General features: G+C 70.9%; 13 protein-coding genes and 1 tRNA gene. 8 read left to right on the top strand and 6 right to left on the bottom strand.

Annotated features, from left to right (window positions below; all coding sequences use genetic code 11):
* Nucleotides 1-75 precede the first annotated feature (75 nt).
* From CDO81_RS17680 to CDO81_RS17670, 3 genes are all read left to right on the top strand, one after another.
* On the top strand, nucleotides 76-1,092 hold the full coding sequence (locus tag CDO81_RS17680) for an aldose epimerase family protein (protein ID WP_158218336.1): 1,017 nt from the start codon (nucleotides 76-78) through the stop codon (nucleotides 1,090-1,092).
* A 148-nt stretch (nucleotides 1,093-1,240) separates the two neighbouring features.
* Entirely contained in the window at nucleotides 1,241-2,968 is a 1,728-nt protein-coding gene (araD, locus tag CDO81_RS17675) for an L-arabinonate dehydratase (RefSeq protein WP_088484550.1), read from the top strand.
* A gap of 2 nt (nucleotides 2,969-2,970) precedes the next feature.
* The gene (locus CDO81_RS17670; protein ID WP_088484549.1) at nucleotides 2,971-3,681 is read left to right on the top strand and encodes a ribonuclease activity regulator RraA; all 711 of its coding nucleotides are present in this window, start codon (nucleotides 2,971-2,973) and stop codon (nucleotides 3,679-3,681) included.
* Here the strand turns inward: CDO81_RS17670 and CDO81_RS17665 are convergent.
* Both CDO81_RS17665 and CDO81_RS17660 read right to left on the bottom strand, forming a co-directional pair.
* On the bottom strand, nucleotides 3,668-5,008 hold the full coding sequence (locus tag CDO81_RS17665; RefSeq protein ID WP_088484548.1) for an SGNH/GDSL hydrolase family protein: 1,341 nt from the start codon (nucleotides 5,006-5,008) through the stop codon (nucleotides 3,668-3,670). The genes CDO81_RS17670 and CDO81_RS17665 overlap by 14 nt on opposite strands.
* A 40-nt stretch (nucleotides 5,009-5,048) precedes the next feature.
* On the bottom strand, nucleotides 5,049-6,944 hold the full coding sequence (locus tag CDO81_RS17660) for an esterase/lipase family protein (RefSeq protein WP_088484547.1): 1,896 nt from the start codon (nucleotides 6,942-6,944) through the stop codon (nucleotides 5,049-5,051).
* An 85-nt stretch (nucleotides 6,945-7,029) separates the two neighbouring features.
* Between CDO81_RS17660 and CDO81_RS17655 the strand changes: the two genes are divergently transcribed.
* Together CDO81_RS17655 and CDO81_RS17650 are read left to right on the top strand one after the other, a co-directional pair.
* Nucleotides 7,030-8,694, top strand: coding sequence for an ExeA family protein (locus CDO81_RS17655; RefSeq protein WP_088484546.1), 1,665 nt, complete (start codon nucleotides 7,030-7,032; stop codon nucleotides 8,692-8,694).
* Nucleotides 8,695-8,707: 13 nt separating this feature from the next.
* Nucleotides 8,708-9,385 carry a general secretion pathway protein GspB gene (locus tag CDO81_RS17650; RefSeq protein ID WP_088484545.1) on the top strand — a complete coding sequence of 226 codons (678 nt, stop codon included), beginning with the start codon at nucleotides 8,708-8,710 and terminating at the stop codon, nucleotides 9,383-9,385.
* 171 nt (nucleotides 9,386-9,556) lie between these two features.
* On the opposite strand, the gene CDO81_RS17645 is transcribed toward CDO81_RS17650, so the two are convergent.
* Nucleotides 9,557-9,633 (bottom strand) — tRNA-Met (locus CDO81_RS17645).
* 130 nt (nucleotides 9,634-9,763) lie between these two features.
* On the opposite strand from CDO81_RS17645, the gene CDO81_RS17640 reads away from it, so the two are divergent.
* Complete coding sequence (locus CDO81_RS17640) at nucleotides 9,764-10,618, top strand: endonuclease/exonuclease/phosphatase family protein (RefSeq protein WP_088484544.1); 855 nt, start codon at nucleotides 9,764-9,766, stop codon at nucleotides 10,616-10,618.
* A 27-nt stretch (nucleotides 10,619-10,645) separates the two neighbouring features.
* On the opposite strand, the gene CDO81_RS17635 is transcribed toward CDO81_RS17640, so the two are convergent.
* The 3 genes from CDO81_RS17635 to CDO81_RS17625 form a co-directional block, all read right to left on the bottom strand.
* Entirely contained in the window at nucleotides 10,646-11,212 is a 567-nt protein-coding gene (locus CDO81_RS17635) for an RNA polymerase sigma factor (protein ID WP_088484543.1), read from the bottom strand.
* Nucleotides 11,213-11,358: 146 nt separating this feature from the next.
* Nucleotides 11,359-11,754, bottom strand: a complete 396-nt coding sequence (locus tag CDO81_RS17630) for a hypothetical protein (protein ID WP_144397291.1) — start codon at nucleotides 11,752-11,754, stop codon at nucleotides 11,359-11,361.
* A gap of 272 nt (nucleotides 11,755-12,026) precedes the next feature.
* A complete protein-coding gene (locus CDO81_RS17625) occupies nucleotides 12,027-13,817 on the bottom strand; it encodes a serine/threonine protein kinase (RefSeq protein ID WP_088484541.1) in 1,791 nt (596 codons plus the stop codon).
* 180 nt (nucleotides 13,818-13,997) lie between these two features.
* Here CDO81_RS17625 and tssA point away from each other — a divergent pair, with 180 nt between their 5' ends.
* A complete protein-coding gene (tssA, locus tag CDO81_RS17620; RefSeq protein ID WP_088484540.1) occupies nucleotides 13,998-15,119 on the top strand; it encodes a type VI secretion system protein TssA in 1,122 nt (373 codons plus the stop codon).
* A gap of 84 nt (nucleotides 15,120-15,203) precedes the next feature.
* Nucleotides 15,204-15,698: a type VI secretion system contractile sheath small subunit gene (gene tssB, locus CDO81_RS17615; protein WP_088484539.1), complete on the top strand. Its 495-nt coding sequence runs from the start codon at nucleotides 15,204-15,206 to the stop codon at nucleotides 15,696-15,698.
* Nucleotides 15,699-15,737 lie beyond the last annotated feature (39 nt).

Below are 15,737 nucleotides of genomic sequence, written 5' to 3'. Positions count from 1 at the left end.
GGTCGCGGCCTCTGGAATTTTCATGGTAGCGTAACCTTTTCAGCAAAGCCAGCCCGGCAGGCCTGGCGAGCCGGCATGCACGACCCCCACACCGTCCACACCCTCGGCCAGCCTGGCGGTCTGCAGATCGACGTGAGCCCGTTCGGCGCACGCTGGCTGTCCTGCCGGGTGCCCCTGCGCGATGGCACGCTGCGCGAGGCCATCCTCGGCCATGCGACGCCGGCCGACCATGCGCGCGAACCCGGCTTCTTCGGCGCCATCGTGGGCCGCTACGCCAACCGCATCGGTGGGGCGGCCTTCACGCTGGCCGGCCAAGAGCACCGTCTGGTGCCGAATGAAGGTGCGAACCAGTTGCACGGCGGGCCGGACGGCTTCGACCGGCGCACCTGGCGTGTGCTGGCCCACGAGCCGCTTCAGTTGCGCCTGGGCCTGCACTCGCCCGATGGCGACCAAGGCTACCCCGGCGCGCTCGATACCGAAGTGACCTACCGCATCGACCCCGAGCGCTGCAGCGTGAGCCTGCACTTCCTGGCTCGCACGACACGCACCTGCCCCGTGAGCCTGACGAGCCACCCTTACTTCAACCTCGACGGCACCGAGGCGCCGGTGCTCGACCACCTGCTGCAGGTCGCCGCCCATCAGGTGCTGCCGGTGCGGCCCGACATGATCCCCACCGGCGAACTCGCCGATGTCGAGGGCAGCGCCTTCGACCTGCGCGGGCCTCGGCGTCTGCGCGACGGCCTGGGCCAGCATGAGCAACTGCGCCAGGCCGGCGGCTGGGATCACTGCTATGCACTGGACGAGACCGCCGCCCAGGGCGAACGCGCTGCCGCGGTGCTGACGGCCGGTGATGGCCGGCTGGCCATGCAGCTCTTCACCAACTACCCCGGCCTGCAGGTCTGCACCGGCAACCATGTGCAGCAGGCGCGGGGGCGCCGGGGCACCGCCTTCGCCCAGCATGCCGGCATCGCGCTGGAGCCGCAGTTCTTCCCGGACGCGCCGAACCACCCGCTCTGGCGCGACCAGGGCTGCCTGGTGCAGCCGGCGCAGCCGCTGTCGCGGTGGATGCGGCTGAGCTTCATGGCCAGCTGAGCCAGACAAACGACGGCTGCCGAATCTGGCTCAGGCCGCTGCCGAGCTGCGGTGGTGGAAACGCTGAACACAGCCGTCACCGCGCCTGAGATGATAGCGATACCAATCACTCAGAGACAACAGGGCGACTCGCCCTGCCTGACCGCCCATGAGCCGAAGCTCCCCAGACCTGCGCAGCGCACGCTGGTTCGCCCAGGACGATTTCCGCAGCTTCGGCCATCGCAGCCGCGTGCTGCAGATGGGGTATGCCGCCGAAGACTTCATCGGCAAACCGGTGATCGCCATCGTCAACACCTGGAGCGATGCCAACCAGTGCCACACCCACTTCAAGCAGCGGGTGGAGGACGTGAAGCGCGGCATCCTGCAGGCCGGCGGCTGGCCGATGGAGCTGCCTGCCATCTCGCTGTCGGAGAGCCTGGTCAAGCCCACCTCCATGCTCTACCGCAACTTCCTGGCCATGGAGACGGAGGAGCTGCTGCGCAGCCATCCGGTGGACGGCGCCGTGCTGATGGGCGGCTGCGACAAGACCACGCCAGGCCTGCTGATGGGCGCGCTCAGCATGGGCCTGCCCTGCATCTACCTGCCCGCCGGCCCGATGCTGCGCGGCAACTGGCGCGGGCAGGTGCTGGGCTCGGGGTCGGATGCCTTCAAGTACTGGGACGAACGCCGCGCCGGGCGCCTGAGCGACCAGGCCTGGGCCGAGATGGAGGCTGGCATCGCGCGCAGCCACGGCACCTGCATGACCATGGGCACGGCCGCCACGATGATGGGCATCGCCGAGGCGCTGGGCTTCACCCTGCCCGGGGCCAGCAGCATCCCCGCGCCGGATGCCAACCATGTGCGCATGTCGGCCGAGTGCGGCCGGCGCATCGTGCAAATGGTGTGGGATGACCGCACACCCGCGCGGATGCTGTCACGTGGCAGCTTCGCCAACGCGATTGCCGTGGCCATGGCCATGGGTTGCAGCACCAACGCCATCATCCACCTGGTGGCCATCAGCCGCCGCGCCGGGCTGGCGGTCACGCTGGATGATTTCGATGCGGCCAGCCGCCATGTGGGCGTCATCGCCAACATCCGCCCGAGCGGGGACCGCTACCTGATGGAAGACTTCTTCTACGCGGGCGGCCTGCCGGCGCTGATGAAGGTGATGCAGGACAAGCTGGACCTGTCGGCCCTCACGGTCAATGGCTGCACGCTGGGCGAGAACATCGCCGGCGCCGAGGTGTTCAACGACGACGTCATCCGCCCGCTGTCCAGGCCCATCTATGCCGAAGGCGCGCTGGCGGTGCTGCGTGGCAACCTGGCGCCTGACGGGGTCATCATCAAGCCCAGCGCCGTGGCGCCCCACCTGCTGCGCCACACCGGCCGAGCCCTGGTCTTCGACGACTACCCGAGCCTGAAGGCCGCCGTGGACGACCCCGACCTGGACGTGACCGGTGACGACATCCTGGTGCTGCGCAATGCCGGCCCCAGGGGGGCGGGCATGCCGGAGTGGGGCATGCTGCCCATCCCGACCAAGCTGCTGAAGGCCGGCGTGAGCGACATGCTGCGCCTGTCGGATGCGCGCATGAGCGGCACGAGCTACGGCGGCTGTTTGCTGCACTGCAGCCCCGAGGCCTTTGTCGGCGGGCCGCTGGCCCTCGTGAAGACAGGCGACCGCATCACGGTCGATGTGCCGGCTCGACGCATCCACCTCGACGTGAGCGACGAAGAACTCGCCGCGCGCCGCCGGGCCTGGGCCCCCCCGCCCCCGCGCTACGAGCGCGGCTACGGCTGGATGTTCGGCCGCCACATCCTGCAGGCGCACGAGGGTTGCGACTTCGATTTCCTCGAAACGAGCTTCGGTGCGCCGGTGCCGGAGCCTGTCATCTATTGATCATGAATCCCACCACCCGCCAGAAGCTCATGGGCGTGAGCACCGCCACGCTGTGCACCGCGCTGTTCAAGCGCGGCCTGCGCCACCAGTTCATCCAGGACGTGCGGCCGCTCAACCCCGGCCTGCCGAACATGGTGGGGCCGGCCTACACGCTGCGCTACATGCCGGCGCGCGAAGACCTGAATGACATCGCCGTGTTCAAGAACCGCGCCCATCCGCAGCGCAAGGCGGTGGAGGAATGCCCGCCGGGCGCGGTGCTCGTCATCGACAGCCGCAAGGACGCACGCGCCGCGTCGGCGGGCGGCATCCTGGTCGCGCGGCTCATGGTGCGCGGCGTGGCTGGCGTGGTGACCGACGGCGGCTTTCGCGACAGCCCCGACATCGCGCGGTACACGATGCCCGCCTACCACCAGCGCCCCAGCGCCCCCACCAACCTGACGCTGCACCAGGCCATCGCCATCAACGAGCCCATCGGCTGTGGCGACGCGCCGGTCTTCCCGGGCGACATCGTCGTGGGGGACGCCGAAGGCGTCATCGTCATCCCGGCGCACCTGGCCGACGAGATCGCGGCCGAGGCAGTCGAGATGACGGTGTTCGAAGACTATGTGCAGGAGCAGGTGCTGGCCGGCCGCAGCGTGCTCGGCCTGTACCCCCCCACCGACGCCGACGTGGCGGCAGAGTTCGCCGCCTGGCGCCAGCTCAAGGGGCGCTGACCCGCGCCGGGTAGCGTCGCGACAGCAGCGCCAGCGGAAAGGCCTCCGCCATCGCGCGGTAGCCCGCCAGCGACGGGTGCAGGCCGTCGTTGTCGACCTCGGCACGCAGGTGAGACGGCCGTGCCGGGTCGCGCATCAGGGCATCGAAATCCACCAGCGCATCGAAGCGCCCCGGTTCGCGCAGCCAGGTGTTCAAGGCCTGCCGATCGGCTTCGTTCTCAGGCTGCGGTGCGTAGTAGCCGCTGCCGCCATAGGGCATGACCGTGGCACCGATCAAGCACACACCCCGCTCCCGCGCGCGCCGGGCCAGATCGCTGAAGCCCGCCTGCAACTCGGCGAGCAGCGCCGCGCGTGAGGCGGGCGTCGTCGGCCGGCCGCGATGGCTGGTGCCCAGGTCGTTGACGCCGATCAGCACCACCGCGTGGGTCACGCCGCTGCGGGCCAGCACATCGCGCTCAAAGCGCGACACGAGATGGGGCCCGAGCCCGTCCCGCAGCAATCGCCCGCCGCCGATGCCGGTGTTGACGATGGCCACCGGCGGCGATGCCGCAGCGAGGCGCTGCGCAAGCGTGTCCGTCCAGCGCTGGTAGCTGCCGGAGGGCACTCCGTAGCCATCGGTGATGGAGTCGCCGGTGGCCACCAGCACCGGCCGTGGCCCCGGCGTGAGCACATCCACCGCAGCCAGGTGCCACCAGCCTTCCTGCGCCATGGCGTCGGGCCAGCTCGCCGCACCCACGCGTGAGCCGGCCACCGCCCAGCTGCGCATGCGCGAGCCCGGGTGCACGCTGGCTTGTGCCGGGCCGGTCTGCACATGCCACTGCACGGCGACCTCAGCGCCCGCCGGCAACGCGAGCGCGACCGGGTCGCTCCAGACCTCGGTGTGCGGCGGCACGATCACCTCCGCGCGGTCGTCAAAGCGCAGCGGCATCAGCGTGGTCGCGTCGAGCTGAGGCTGCGGGTCCAGGCCCGCCACACGCGCCACAGCCATCGCGTCCAGCACCAGCGGCGCCTCGCCGAAGAGATTGCTCACCTGCACCCTCAGCGCGCTGCCCGCGGCGCTCACGCGCACGATCTGGCGCAGGCTCACGTCCCGCATGGGCTGGCGCCACGGCGGCGTCACCGGCTTGGCATCGGCAGGCGGCGTCGGCTGCGCCAGCTGGGCGCTGCCCCAGGCGGCCGTCCAGACGCCCGAGGGCGTCTCGGCCGGCGTCCGCACGCTGCTGCAGGCTGCCAGCAGCAGCACGGCCAAGCCGGCGGCCGGTGCAAGCCAGCGCAGGCCGAATCGGCGCGGGGATGGGAGCGAGGATCGAAACGGCGCGCAGGTCATCTAAAAATGATAGCGCCACCATCCCCCACGACGAGCAGGTTCAGACCCGGGTCACGACCAGCCAGATCGCGCCGAGATAGGCGAGCGCCGCCAGCACTTTCACGCCTTCCCGCACGCGCCAGCGCCACAGCAGCGCAAACCCGCCACCCAGCGCGATCAACAGCGCAAACCACAGCACGAGGCCCCAATCCTCCGCCAAGGCGACGAGCCTGGAGGCGTGTTTCACCACCGGGAGGCCGGCCTGGTCCACGCGCCCCTCCGCCACGAAGTGCGCGATGGTGCGCCAGGCGTGTTCTTCCACCGCGGCACCGTGAGCGCCCTGCACATAGCCCATGCCGCCGGGATCGCCCACCAGGCGCGGGCCGTTCGTGAGCCCGGGCGGCGTCTGCTCGAAACCGCGAACCCCGGCGCCGCCCAGGTCTTGCCAGCCCACGCGCTCCATGGTGTTCGGGAAGATGGCCACCACCCAGTCCTCGCTGGCCCGCAGGTTGAGCAGTTGCCCCACCTGGCCCCGGTCGAAGAAGCACTCCCAGGGCTCACTCGAGCGCAGCACGCTGCCCGCCAGCACCACGCGGTCGAAGCGCACGTCGTGCACCGCCTCCAGCACATGCCGCAGCAGGTAGGTGCCATGGCTGTGCCCCACGTAGTGGAAGCGCGCCTGCGGGTAGAGGTGGCGGGCCTCGGCATAGCGGTCCATCAGCCACGCGGCCTTCTCGGCCCGGGCCCCGGGGCGCAGGAAAGACAGCATCGGGAAGTAGCCGTAGGACGAGATCTCGAACGCGATGCGCGACTCCGGCCGGCCCTCGCAGTCGGGTGGGTCCGGCGTGAGCGTGGGCTGCAGCGCGTCTTCCACCGCGCCCGCCACGCGCTCCGTCCAATGCCCCTCGTCGCGGATGCCATGCATGACGAACACCACATGCTGCACACAGGGGTCGGGCCGCGCCCGGCGCACCGCCAGCGGGATGCTGTCGCTGACCGGCTCGGCTTCGCGCCAGGCCACCCGCAACTGCGCGGCGCGGGCGGCCGGTGCGTCGGGCTGCGGCATGCCGGCCGGCATGGGCGGCAGCGGCGCGTCGGCCAGCACGCGCACGACATTGGCATGGCCGCTGTAGGGCATCTGCAGGTACACGAAGCCGGCGGCCGAGGCGGCGTCGACGTTGTCGCCGGGCGGCACGATGTCGTCGACCGAGCCCAGCAGTTGCACGACCTTGAAGCCCGGTGCCTGTCGGTCGGCCCAGCGCTGGGGCAGGGCTTGCCAGTCCAGCCGCAGCTGGTTGACGAAGGGCGCGCCATGCCGGGAGGCCATGACCGTGAACGGCGCGCCGCCCAGGCCCACGACGATGTCGTTGAGCGTGACCCCCAGCTGGTAGACCGTGCTGTTGACCAGGCTCATGTGGTGGTCGATGGTCCAGCCGCGGTTCACGCCCGCAAACAGCAACAGCCGGTCGGTGCGGGCGGCCCAGGGCGCGTCCTTGCCGGCGGCGAGCCCGTCGAGGTAGACCCGCCGCGCAATGAGGCTGCCCATGCTGTGGCCAATGAAGCGCACGCGGGTGTAGCCGCCGTCGGGCTGCTGCGCGCGGGTCTTCCAGACCTGGTTGACCCGTGCGACGACATCCGCCGCGATGCGCTCGATGGGCACCTGCGAGAACGTGGTCAGCGCCAGGCTGGGCACGAGCAAGTCGGGCCGGGCGGGGTCGTTGGCATGCAGCCAGGTGCCGATCTGGCACATGTCGCGCGGACTGTGCGTGAAGGCGTGCAGCATCACGACCAGCTCGCGCGTCTGCGGTGCGCCGGCCACCTGCACATCGCCCGAGCCGGCGGGCCAGGCGCAGGCAAAGCCGGAATCGTCCTGGCCAGGCGCCCAGGGGTGCCACAGCAGCAGGCCCACCGCGAGCACGGCCACGGTTGCGAGGATCTTGAGCAGCAGTTTCTTCATGGGGGCGCATGCTCGGGCCGCGGGCGCGGCTTCACATCCTCAACGCTGCGGAAGCGCGGGCCTCGGGTGGTTATCCTGACGCCCCATGTACGCGCCCTTCTTCGGCCTGCGGCAGGCGCCGTTCTCGATCGCGCCTGATCCGCACTACCTCTTCATGAGCGAGCGCCACCGCGAGGCCCTCGCCCACCTGCTGTACGGGCTGGACGGCGGCGGCGGCTTCGTGCTGCTGACCGGTGAGATCGGCGCGGGCAAGACGACCGTCTGCCGCTGCTTCCTGGAACAGATCCCGGCGCACTGCAACGTCGCCTACGTCTTCAACCCCAAGCTCACGGTCATCGAGCTGCTGGAGGCCATCTGCGGCGAGTTCCATGTGACGGTGCCCGCGAGTGCGCAGACCGTGAAGGGCTTTGTCGACCCGCTGAACGCCTTCCTGCTCGCCCAGCATGCCGCCGGGCGCAACAACGTCCTCATCATCGACGAGGCGCAGAACCTCTCCGCTGACGTGCTGGAGCAGCTGCGTCTGCTCACCAACCTGGAGACAAGCGAGCGCAAGCTGCTGCAGGTGGTGCTCATCGGCCAGCCCGAGCTGCGCGACATGCTGGCCCGCCCGGAGTTGGAACAGCTGGCGCAGCGGGTGATCGCACGCTTTCACCTCGGCCCGCTGTCTGAGGACGAAACCGCGCAGTACGTGCGCCACCGCCTCAAGGTCGCTGGCCTGGGCGGGCCCCTGCCCTTCACCACCAAGGCGCTGGGCCAGATCCACCAGCGCACCCGCGGCGTGCCCCGGCGCATCAACCTGCTCTGCGACCGGGCCCTGCTCGGCGCGTATGCGGGAGGGCATGCGCAGGTGTCATCGGCCATCGTGAAGCGGGCGGCGGACGAAGTGTTCGGCGGCAGAAGGCCGGCCACAGCCGCCCCGCGGCGCCTGCAATGGGCAGCCCTGGGCCTGGGCACGCTGGGCGTGGCCGGTGCGTTGGCCTGGGGCTGGCAGCAGCGTCATGACGTGCCCGGCGCGGCGCCATCGGCGGGCAGGGCGGCATCGGCAGCCGCGCCCGCCCGCGCTGCCTCGGCCGTCGCCGGCGCACCCGCGTCTTCACCCGCGGCAGCCGCCTCCGCCCCTGCGGCGGCGGCGTCTGCCCCCGCACCGCTGGCCCTGGCCGACTGGACACCCGACGACCACGACGCCTGGCAGGCGCTGGCCGCGCGCTGGGGCCTGCCCCTGCCGGCCAAGGCCGACGCCTGCGCCACGGCGGCCCAGCGCGGCCTGCTCTGTCACCGCAGCGGCGCCGGCAGCCTGTCGCTGATCCGGCTGATGGACCGTCCCGTCCTGCTGACCCTGCAGCGGCCGGGCGAGCGCCCGGGGCTGGCGGCACTGGTCGGGCTGGATGAGCGGCATGCAACCCTGATGGTCGACGGGCAACGGCGCGCCGTGGCCGTGGCTGACCTGGCGCGTGTGTGGCGTGGCGAGTTCAGCACCTTCTGGCGTCCGCCGCCGGGCTATGCGGTGCGCAACGAGAACGTGCTGCCGCTGCGCGAGTGGCTCGCCACGCAGCTCGGCCAGGTGCCGGGTCTTGCTCCGAGTGGGGCGGCCAGCCGTGCGGCGCCAAGCTGGCCCGAACTCAGCCGCCAGGTGCAGGCCTTCCAGGCCAGCCAGGGGCTGCAGCCGGACGGCCGCGTCGGGCCCGTCACACTGATGCAGATCAACCGGGCCACGGGCGTGGCCGAGCCGCGCCTGGACGCGGCCTCCTGAAGCGATCAACGCCATGTCTTACATCCTCGACGCCCTTCGCCGTGCCGAAGCCGACCGCGAACGCGAGCGCGGCGCGGTGCCAGGCCTGCACAGCCCCGCTCTGCCGGCCGATGCCGCCCTGCCCGCCCGCACGGCCCGCGCCTGGCTGCCCTGGGCCGGCGCCGGCACGCTGCTGCTGGCCGGACTGGCCGGCGGCTGGTGGTGGGCCGACAGCAGCCGCGAGACCCCTCCCGCCCCAGCGCCCCTGCCGCCCGCGGCAGCCGCAGCACCGGCCCCCACGCCACCCGCCCCCGCCCCCGCACCGGTGCCGACGGCGCCGAGCGCGCCAGCCGTCGTGGCGGCCACCATGGCCGGCCCCCCGGCCTCCGCTACTTCACCTTACCTGCCACCGGCCCCGCCACCTGTGACCGTCGCGACGCCAGCGCCGTCCGTGACCCGACCGCCAGCAGCCGCACCGCAAGCGCGCCTGCCGCTGGTGTCCGAACTGCCCGAAGCCACGCGCCGCGCCCTGCCCCGCCTGGCCTTCGGCGGCTCGGTCTACTCCGACGACCCCGCCTCACGCCTGGTCATCGTCAATGGCGAGGTGCAACGCGAAGGCGCGCCCCTCGGCAATGACTTGGTGCTGGAACAGATCCGCCCGCGCGAGCTGGTGCTGCGTTTTCAGGGACTGCGCTACCGGCAGCCGTTGTAGGCCGCTTGGCTGGCGACCTGAAGACGGCTCCAAAGTACCTGCCGGCGCCCCGATCCCATTGCACGAGCAGTTGCGAACTTCGGAGCCCGCCGCGGCTCACCGCGGCATCATTTTCTAGCGCAGAAATGGAAAAACCCGCCGAGCGCAATGCACTCAGCGGGTTCCATGTTTTGGTTGCGGGGGCCGGATTTGAACCGACGACCTTTGGGTTATGAGCCCAACGAGCTACCAGACTGCTCCACCCCGCGACTGAAGCTAAGACTATAGCACGACTTTTGCGGACCTGACAAATTTCGGCCACGAAGTCTTCATCGCGGGCCGCCTGCGCTCGCGTAGGCTGGGGGCTCGCCTGCCGGCGCTCCACCTGCGTCCATCGTCATGACCCGACTCCTCCGCCTGCTCCTGTGCCTGTGTCTCCTCGGTCTCGCCCCTGCCGGCCATGCCGCTGAACCGAGGCGTTTGGCGACCTACAACCTGCGGCTGAATGTGGCCAGCGACGGTGCGAATGCCTGGCCGCAGCGGCGCGAGCAGGTGCTGGCCTTGATCCGCTATCACGCGTGGGATGTGTTCGGCACGCAGGAGGGCCTGCCCGATCAGATTCGCGACCTGGAGACGCTCGACGGCTTCGAGCGGGTTGGCGTGGGTCGTGACGATGGCGCGCAACGTGGCGAGCATGCCGCGATCTTCGTGCGCCGGGCGCGATTCGACGTGCTGCGCAGCGGCACCTTCTGGCTCAGCGAGACGCCCGAGCAGCCTTCCAAGGGCTGGGACGCGCGCTGCTGTCACCGCATCGTGACCTGGGTGGCGCTGCGCGACCGGCAGGCGCCGGATTCAGCGCCGTTCTACGTGTTCAACACGCACTTCGACCACGAGGGCGTCGTCGCGCGGCGCGAGTCGGCCAAGCTGCTGCTGGCGCGTCGCGCGGCGATCGCCGGCGAGGCCCCCACGCTGGTGATCGGCGACTTCAATGCCGCACCGGACAGCGAGCCGGTGCAGATCCTGCGGCACGAATTGCTGGACGCGCGTGACACGAGCCGCACGCCGCCCTATGGCCCGGAGGGCACCTTCAACGGCTTTCACATCGACGCGCCGCTGCCCGCGCGGGAGCGTATCGACCACATCTTCCACACCCGGGGCATCGAGGTCCTGACGTGGGGCGCGCTGACGGATTCGCGCCAGGGCCGCTACCCGTCGGACCACCTGCCGGTGCAGGTGCTGCTGCGCCTGCCGTGAGATGACCCGCTGACCGGACCAGCGTCTTCAGAAGGGCAGTTGCGCGCCGCGGGCCTGCAGTCGGGTGCGCAGGTGGGCACGAGCGCGCGAGACGCGGCTGCGCACGGTGCCGATGGGCACGGACAGCAGCGCGGCGGCGTCTTCGTAGCTCATGTCGTCCATGGCCACCAGCAGCAGCACCTCGCGCATCTCGGGCATCAGGCCGTCAAGTTCGGTCTGCAGCAAGCGCATCAGTTCGTTCATGTGGCACTGCTGCTCGGGGTTGGCCTGCAAGCAGGGCGTGGCCTCCAGCGCCGTCTCGTCCTCGAAGCGGTACAGGCGCGACGGCGAGCGCGACAGGTGGTTGCGCACTAGGTTCATCGCGATGCCGTAGAGCCAGGTCGACAGCTGCGACTCGCCGCGGAACTGCTCGTAGGTGCGCGCCGCCTCCACGAAGGCCTGCTGCGCCAGTTCCTCCGCCTCGGTGCTGTCGCCGATGTGCCGCAGCACGAAGCGGTAGAGGCGGTCGCGGTGCTCGCCGAACAGCTCCGAGAAGATGACGTTGGGGTCGGCGACGGCCGGATGACGGATCGGGTCAAGGCACTGAGTCTGCATGGCGTGCTCCGCGCAAGTGATGCGGCCGACGTGGCCGCCTTGTCTGCACAGACGCCGCCTCGCTGCCTCCTGCGACAGCTGCGACACAACCATCCCCGCATTCAAGGGCCCGGGTTAACCCGCAACCCGTGAACTGCGTCACGAACTCAATGCCAGTCCGCCGTCAGCAGTGCGCTCAGACGTTCCGCCAGGCTCTCCGGGCTGGCGGGCAAGGCGCTCACGAAATGGGGCGCCATCAACTGGTCGAGCGCCTGGCGCCGTTCGGGTGACAGGCGGGCGCGGTCCAGGCCCAGGCGGTCCACCACCTGGCGGAAGCGCCAGCCGCCCATCACGGCCGAGAACTCGATCTGCATCAGCTGGGCCTGACCTTGCAGAAAGCTCAGCGCCGAGTCAGCGCAGGCCACGGCCCGGCGGACGGTGCGAGCCGGCAGCACCGGATGCGGGTGTTCGCTGAGCTGCCACTCACGCTCTGCCACCGCGCTGGCGGCGGGGCCGAAGTGCTCCCGCAGCGCCGCCACGAAGAGTTCGCCGACGTCGGGCATCAGCGGCTCGACGGGGCGCTTCCCACCGCGGACCTCGACATGGTCTTCCACCCAGCAGGCCCACAGCAGCGGGCCTGCTTCGGCAGCACCCAGGAAGGTGTCCAGCAGGTCGTCCGGCGCGGCATCGCCGGGCGGAGCGGGGGGCGAGGAATGGTGGTTCAGGGCAGGGTCCGCAGGTCGTCAGGGAAGCCTGGCAGCGGCGCGTGGCCGTCGATCTGCCGGCTCCAGGTGGGTAACACCCATATCGTCGCAGTTCCCCGCGCAACGCCGGCTTACTTCACCGCCTCGACCGTGAAGACCACCGCGCCGAAGGCGGCCGCGCAGTCCGGGCGCCCGCAATCGGGCAGGCCCAGCAGCCAGCCTGGCCCCCCGGCCGGCGCGGCGGCCGGCCCTTGCGGCGGCAGGCTCAGGAAACCATACGTGGGTTCCTTGTCGGTCGCCCAGGGTGCGAAGGTGCGCGGCTCGGCGGTCACAAGCACCAGGAAGTGCTCCAGCCCGGCGGGGTCGCTGGCCTTGAGCGGCCACGCCGCGCCGGGCAGGCGCAGCGGGGTGTTCGCCGCGATGCGGTGCTGCCGGGCGCGGTCGTTCGGGAAGATCTGCAGCAAGCTGCCGTCCGGTCCGGCCAGCAGCACATGCACATAGCCCTCGCGCGCCGAGGTGACACTGAACCGCAGCTCGTCCTGGTCGATGCGCAGGACGGTTCGTTCGGGCTGCGCCTGCACCGTGAACCCGGCAGTGCCCGCGGCGGCCAGCTGCTGGAACTGGCTCAGCAGGTCGCGCGGCCGCGCCGCGGCCGCGGGCGGCGGTGGAATGACGGGCGCAGGCGCCGCCGAGGCCGCTGCCGGGCTCGCCGCCACCGGCGTGGACACGGCGACCGGCACAGCCGGCGGCCGCGTCGCCCACCAGAGGGCCGCGCCCGCAACCACCACAACCGCTGCTGCGGCGGCCACGGCCATCGCGCGACGCGGCGCACGCGCCGGCGGGAGCGGTACAGCGGCGGCCGGGGTGGCCTCCGGCACCGGCTGGATCTGTGTGGCCATCTGCTCGGGCCGCGGTGTGTAGTCGCCCGCCAGGCCCAGGTCCTCGCGGAATGCCGCCATCGACGGCGTGCGCTGGTCAGGCAGCACCCGCAGGGCGCGGTCGACCGCGCGCACGAGGCGCTCGCTGTAGCGACCCGGCGTGGCCGCGGCCAGCTCGGCCAGCGGGATGTGCTCATCCTTCACCATGCGGCCGACACTGGCCGGCGGCGTGCGGCCGGTGATGGCGCAGTAGACGACCGCCGCCAGCGCATAGACGTCGGTCCACGGCCCCTGCTTCATGCCGGGCACCTCGGCGTACTGCTCGATCGGTGCATAGCCGGGCTTGAGGATGACGGTGAGGGCCTGGGTCATGTCGCCGATCACGCGGCGCGCCGCGCCGAAGTCCAGCAGCAGCGGGCGGCCGCTGCCGGCCACCAGGATGATGTTGTCGGGCGCGATGTCGCGGTGATAGCAGTGCTCGCCATGCAGCACCAGCAGGGCCTCGGTCAGCGGCGCGAGCAGCGCCATCAGCCAGGCCTCGGTGGGCGGCTCGGGCAGCGTCTTGAGGGTCTCCTTGAGCGTGCGGCCCTCGATGAAGGGCATGACCATGAAGGCCGTGCCGTTGGCCTCCCAGAAGCGGTAGACCTTGACCAGCGACGGATGATCGAACTGCGCCAGCAGGCGGGCTTCGTTGATGAAGCTCTTGAGCCCGGCCTCGAAGGTGTCGCGATGGCGCTCGGAGCGCACCCGCACCTGGGTGCCCTCGCCCCGCACGGCCAGCGCCGCCGGCATGTATTCCTTCAGCGCCACCATCCGCTCCAGCGCATGGTCACGCGCGAGGTAGACGATGCCGAAGCCACCTTCCCCGAGCACGCGCGTGATCTCGAACTCGGCCTGGCGGCTGCCCACCGGCAACGCATTGCCGCCCTCGTGGCGGTCCACCGGTGCGGGCGCGGCCGCCGCCGCCAGGACAGCGGGTGAGGTCGGGCGGATGACGGTGGCGTCGTGGTCTTGCGGACCTTCCGGATCGGGGGTGGCGTTCATCGTGCGGGCAGGACGTCCAGCGCGGTAAGTAACCGCCGCGGCGATTCCGTTCCCGCTCACCCGCCCAGCACGCGCAACGCGGCGCAGGGCGCTACGGCCGGTGGAACTAAGCGCCGGGCCGGGTTACTTACCGCCCGAACTCCCGCCGGCCATCTGGGCTGGCACCTCACCCGGACCCTCATGGACAGCCATCCCTTCGACATGCCGCAAGACGCCCTGCCCTCGCTGGACAGCGACCCGGTGCTGGCGCCTTGGCTGCATCCGGTGTCCGACGAGGCCCCCTGCGGTGAGGACCTGGAGTACGACAACGACTTCCTCGCCCTGACGCAGGCGGCCGCGGGCAAGCCCGAGACGCAGTTCGCCGCCGCCGAGCCGCCGGACTGGCGTGCCGTGCAGTCGCTGGCAGACCAGCTCAACACCCGCACCCGCGACCTGCGCGTGGCCAACCTGCTGCTGCGCGCCCGCCTGCGGCTGGAGGGCTTTGCCGCCCTCGCCCCGGGCCTGTGCCTGTTCGAGCGCTTGCTCGGCATCTGGTGGGACGAACTCCATCCCCGGCCGGAAGACGGTGACGCCTTTGCCCGCATCAACCTGCTGAACGAACTCAACAGCCTGGACTCGACGCTCGGCGATGTGCGGGCCAGCCTGGTGCTCAATGACCGCGGCATCGGCCAGATCAGCGTGCGCGACATCGAGATCGCCATGGGCGAGCTCGCCGCCCGTGATGACGAATCGGTGCCCTCCCGGGGCCAGATCGAGAACATGCTGGCCGATGCGGTCGCGGGCTACCCACAGCTCGCCACGCAGGCCCAGGCCAGCATCGCCGCGCTGGACGCGCTGACGGAAGTCCTGTCGGCCCGGCTGGGCTATGGCGAGATGCCCGATTTCACCGCGCTGCGCACGATGCTCGACGCCGTGCTGGCCGTGTCGCCCCAGCCGGTCACGCTGGCCGCCGAGGCCGACGACCTGGCCGGCCTGCTCAACGACCTGGGCATCTCCCAGGACGAGGGCCCGGCCGCCGATGACGAGGTGCGCACGCCCGCCGCGCCGGCACGCCGTGCGCGCACCCAAGGCGCCAGCGCCGGCATCGGCGCGATCGAAAGCCGCGCCGATGCCGTGCGCGCCATCGACGCGGTGTGCGCCTATCTCGAGAAACACGAACCCACCAACCCGGCCGCTGACCTGCTGCGCCGCGCGCAGCGCCTCATCGACCGCAACTTCCTGCAACTGGTGCGCGAGTTCGCCCCCGACGCCGTCGGCGAGGTGGCCCGCATGCTGGGTGTGGACCCGGACAGCCTGCACTAGTCGCAACCCGGCTCGAAATGTCGTCTGTTCCAACAAGCCCCCACGAAATTCGAAACCTGGACCCCGTCCGCAAGGAGCACTGAGATGAGCAAGAGCAGCCAGAAATTCATCGCCCGCAACCGGGCCCCGCGGGTGCAGATCGAGTACGACGTGGAGCTCTACGGCGCCGAGAAGAAGGTGCAGCTGCCCTTCGTGATGGGCGTGATGGCCGACCTCTCGGGCAAGCCCGAGGAGCCGCTGCCGCCGGTGTCCGATCGCAAGTTCCTGGAGATCGATGTCGACAACTTCGACTCCCGCATGAAGTCCATGAAGCCGCGCGTGGCCTTCAACGTCGAGAACACGCTGACCGGCGAGGGCAGCCTGCCGGTGGACATCACCTTCGAGAGCATGGACGACTTCTCGCCCGCCGCCGTGGCGCGCAAGGTCGAGGGCCTGAACAAGCTGCTCGAAGCCCGCCAGCAGCTCTCCAACCTCATCACCTACATGGACGGCAAGGCCGGCGCCGGCGACCTGATCGCCAAGGTGCTCGCCGACCCGACGCTGCTCAAGACGCTGACCGACGCCCCCAAGGCCGAGTAAGCCACCGCATCCCAGAACCCCAAGAACACCGGAGTTTCG

Source organism: Roseateles puraquae, from assembly GCF_002205845.1.
GTDB lineage: Bacteria > Pseudomonadota > Gammaproteobacteria > Burkholderiales > Burkholderiaceae_C > Pelomonas > Pelomonas puraquae.
This window is presented reverse-complemented; position numbering and strand designations above follow the sequence as displayed.

Coding starts and splice junctions, on each gene's coding strand:
- CDO81_RS17680 (WP_158218336.1), top strand. CDS start 76: ATGCACGACCCCCACACCGTCCACACCCTCGGCCAGCCTGGCGGTCTG.
- araD (WP_088484550.1), top strand. CDS start 1,241: ATGAGCCGAAGCTCCCCAGACCTGCGCAGCGCACGCTGGTTCGCCCAG.
- CDO81_RS17670 (WP_088484549.1), top strand. CDS start 2,971: ATGAATCCCACCACCCGCCAGAAGCTCATGGGCGTGAGCACCGCCACG.
- CDO81_RS17665 (WP_088484548.1), bottom strand. CDS start 5,008: ATGACCTGCGCGCCGTTTCGATCCTCGCTCCCATCCCCGCGCCGATTC.
- CDO81_RS17660 (WP_088484547.1), bottom strand. CDS start 6,944: ATGAAGAAACTGCTGCTCAAGATCCTCGCAACCGTGGCCGTGCTCGCG.
- CDO81_RS17655 (WP_088484546.1), top strand. CDS start 7,030: ATGTACGCGCCCTTCTTCGGCCTGCGGCAGGCGCCGTTCTCGATCGCG.
- CDO81_RS17650 (WP_088484545.1), top strand. CDS start 8,708: ATGTCTTACATCCTCGACGCCCTTCGCCGTGCCGAAGCCGACCGCGAA.
- CDO81_RS17640 (WP_088484544.1), top strand. CDS start 9,764: ATGACCCGACTCCTCCGCCTGCTCCTGTGCCTGTGTCTCCTCGGTCTC.
- CDO81_RS17635 (WP_088484543.1), bottom strand. CDS start 11,212: ATGCAGACTCAGTGCCTTGACCCGATCCGTCATCCGGCCGTCGCCGAC.
- CDO81_RS17630 (WP_144397291.1), bottom strand. CDS start 11,754: ATGCCCGACGTCGGCGAACTCTTCGTGGCGGCGCTGCGGGAGCACTTC.
- CDO81_RS17625 (WP_088484541.1), bottom strand. CDS start 13,817: ATGAACGCCACCCCCGATCCGGAAGGTCCGCAAGACCACGACGCCACC.
- tssA (WP_088484540.1), top strand. CDS start 13,998: ATGGACAGCCATCCCTTCGACATGCCGCAAGACGCCCTGCCCTCGCTG.
- tssB (WP_088484539.1), top strand. CDS start 15,204: ATGAGCAAGAGCAGCCAGAAATTCATCGCCCGCAACCGGGCCCCGCGG.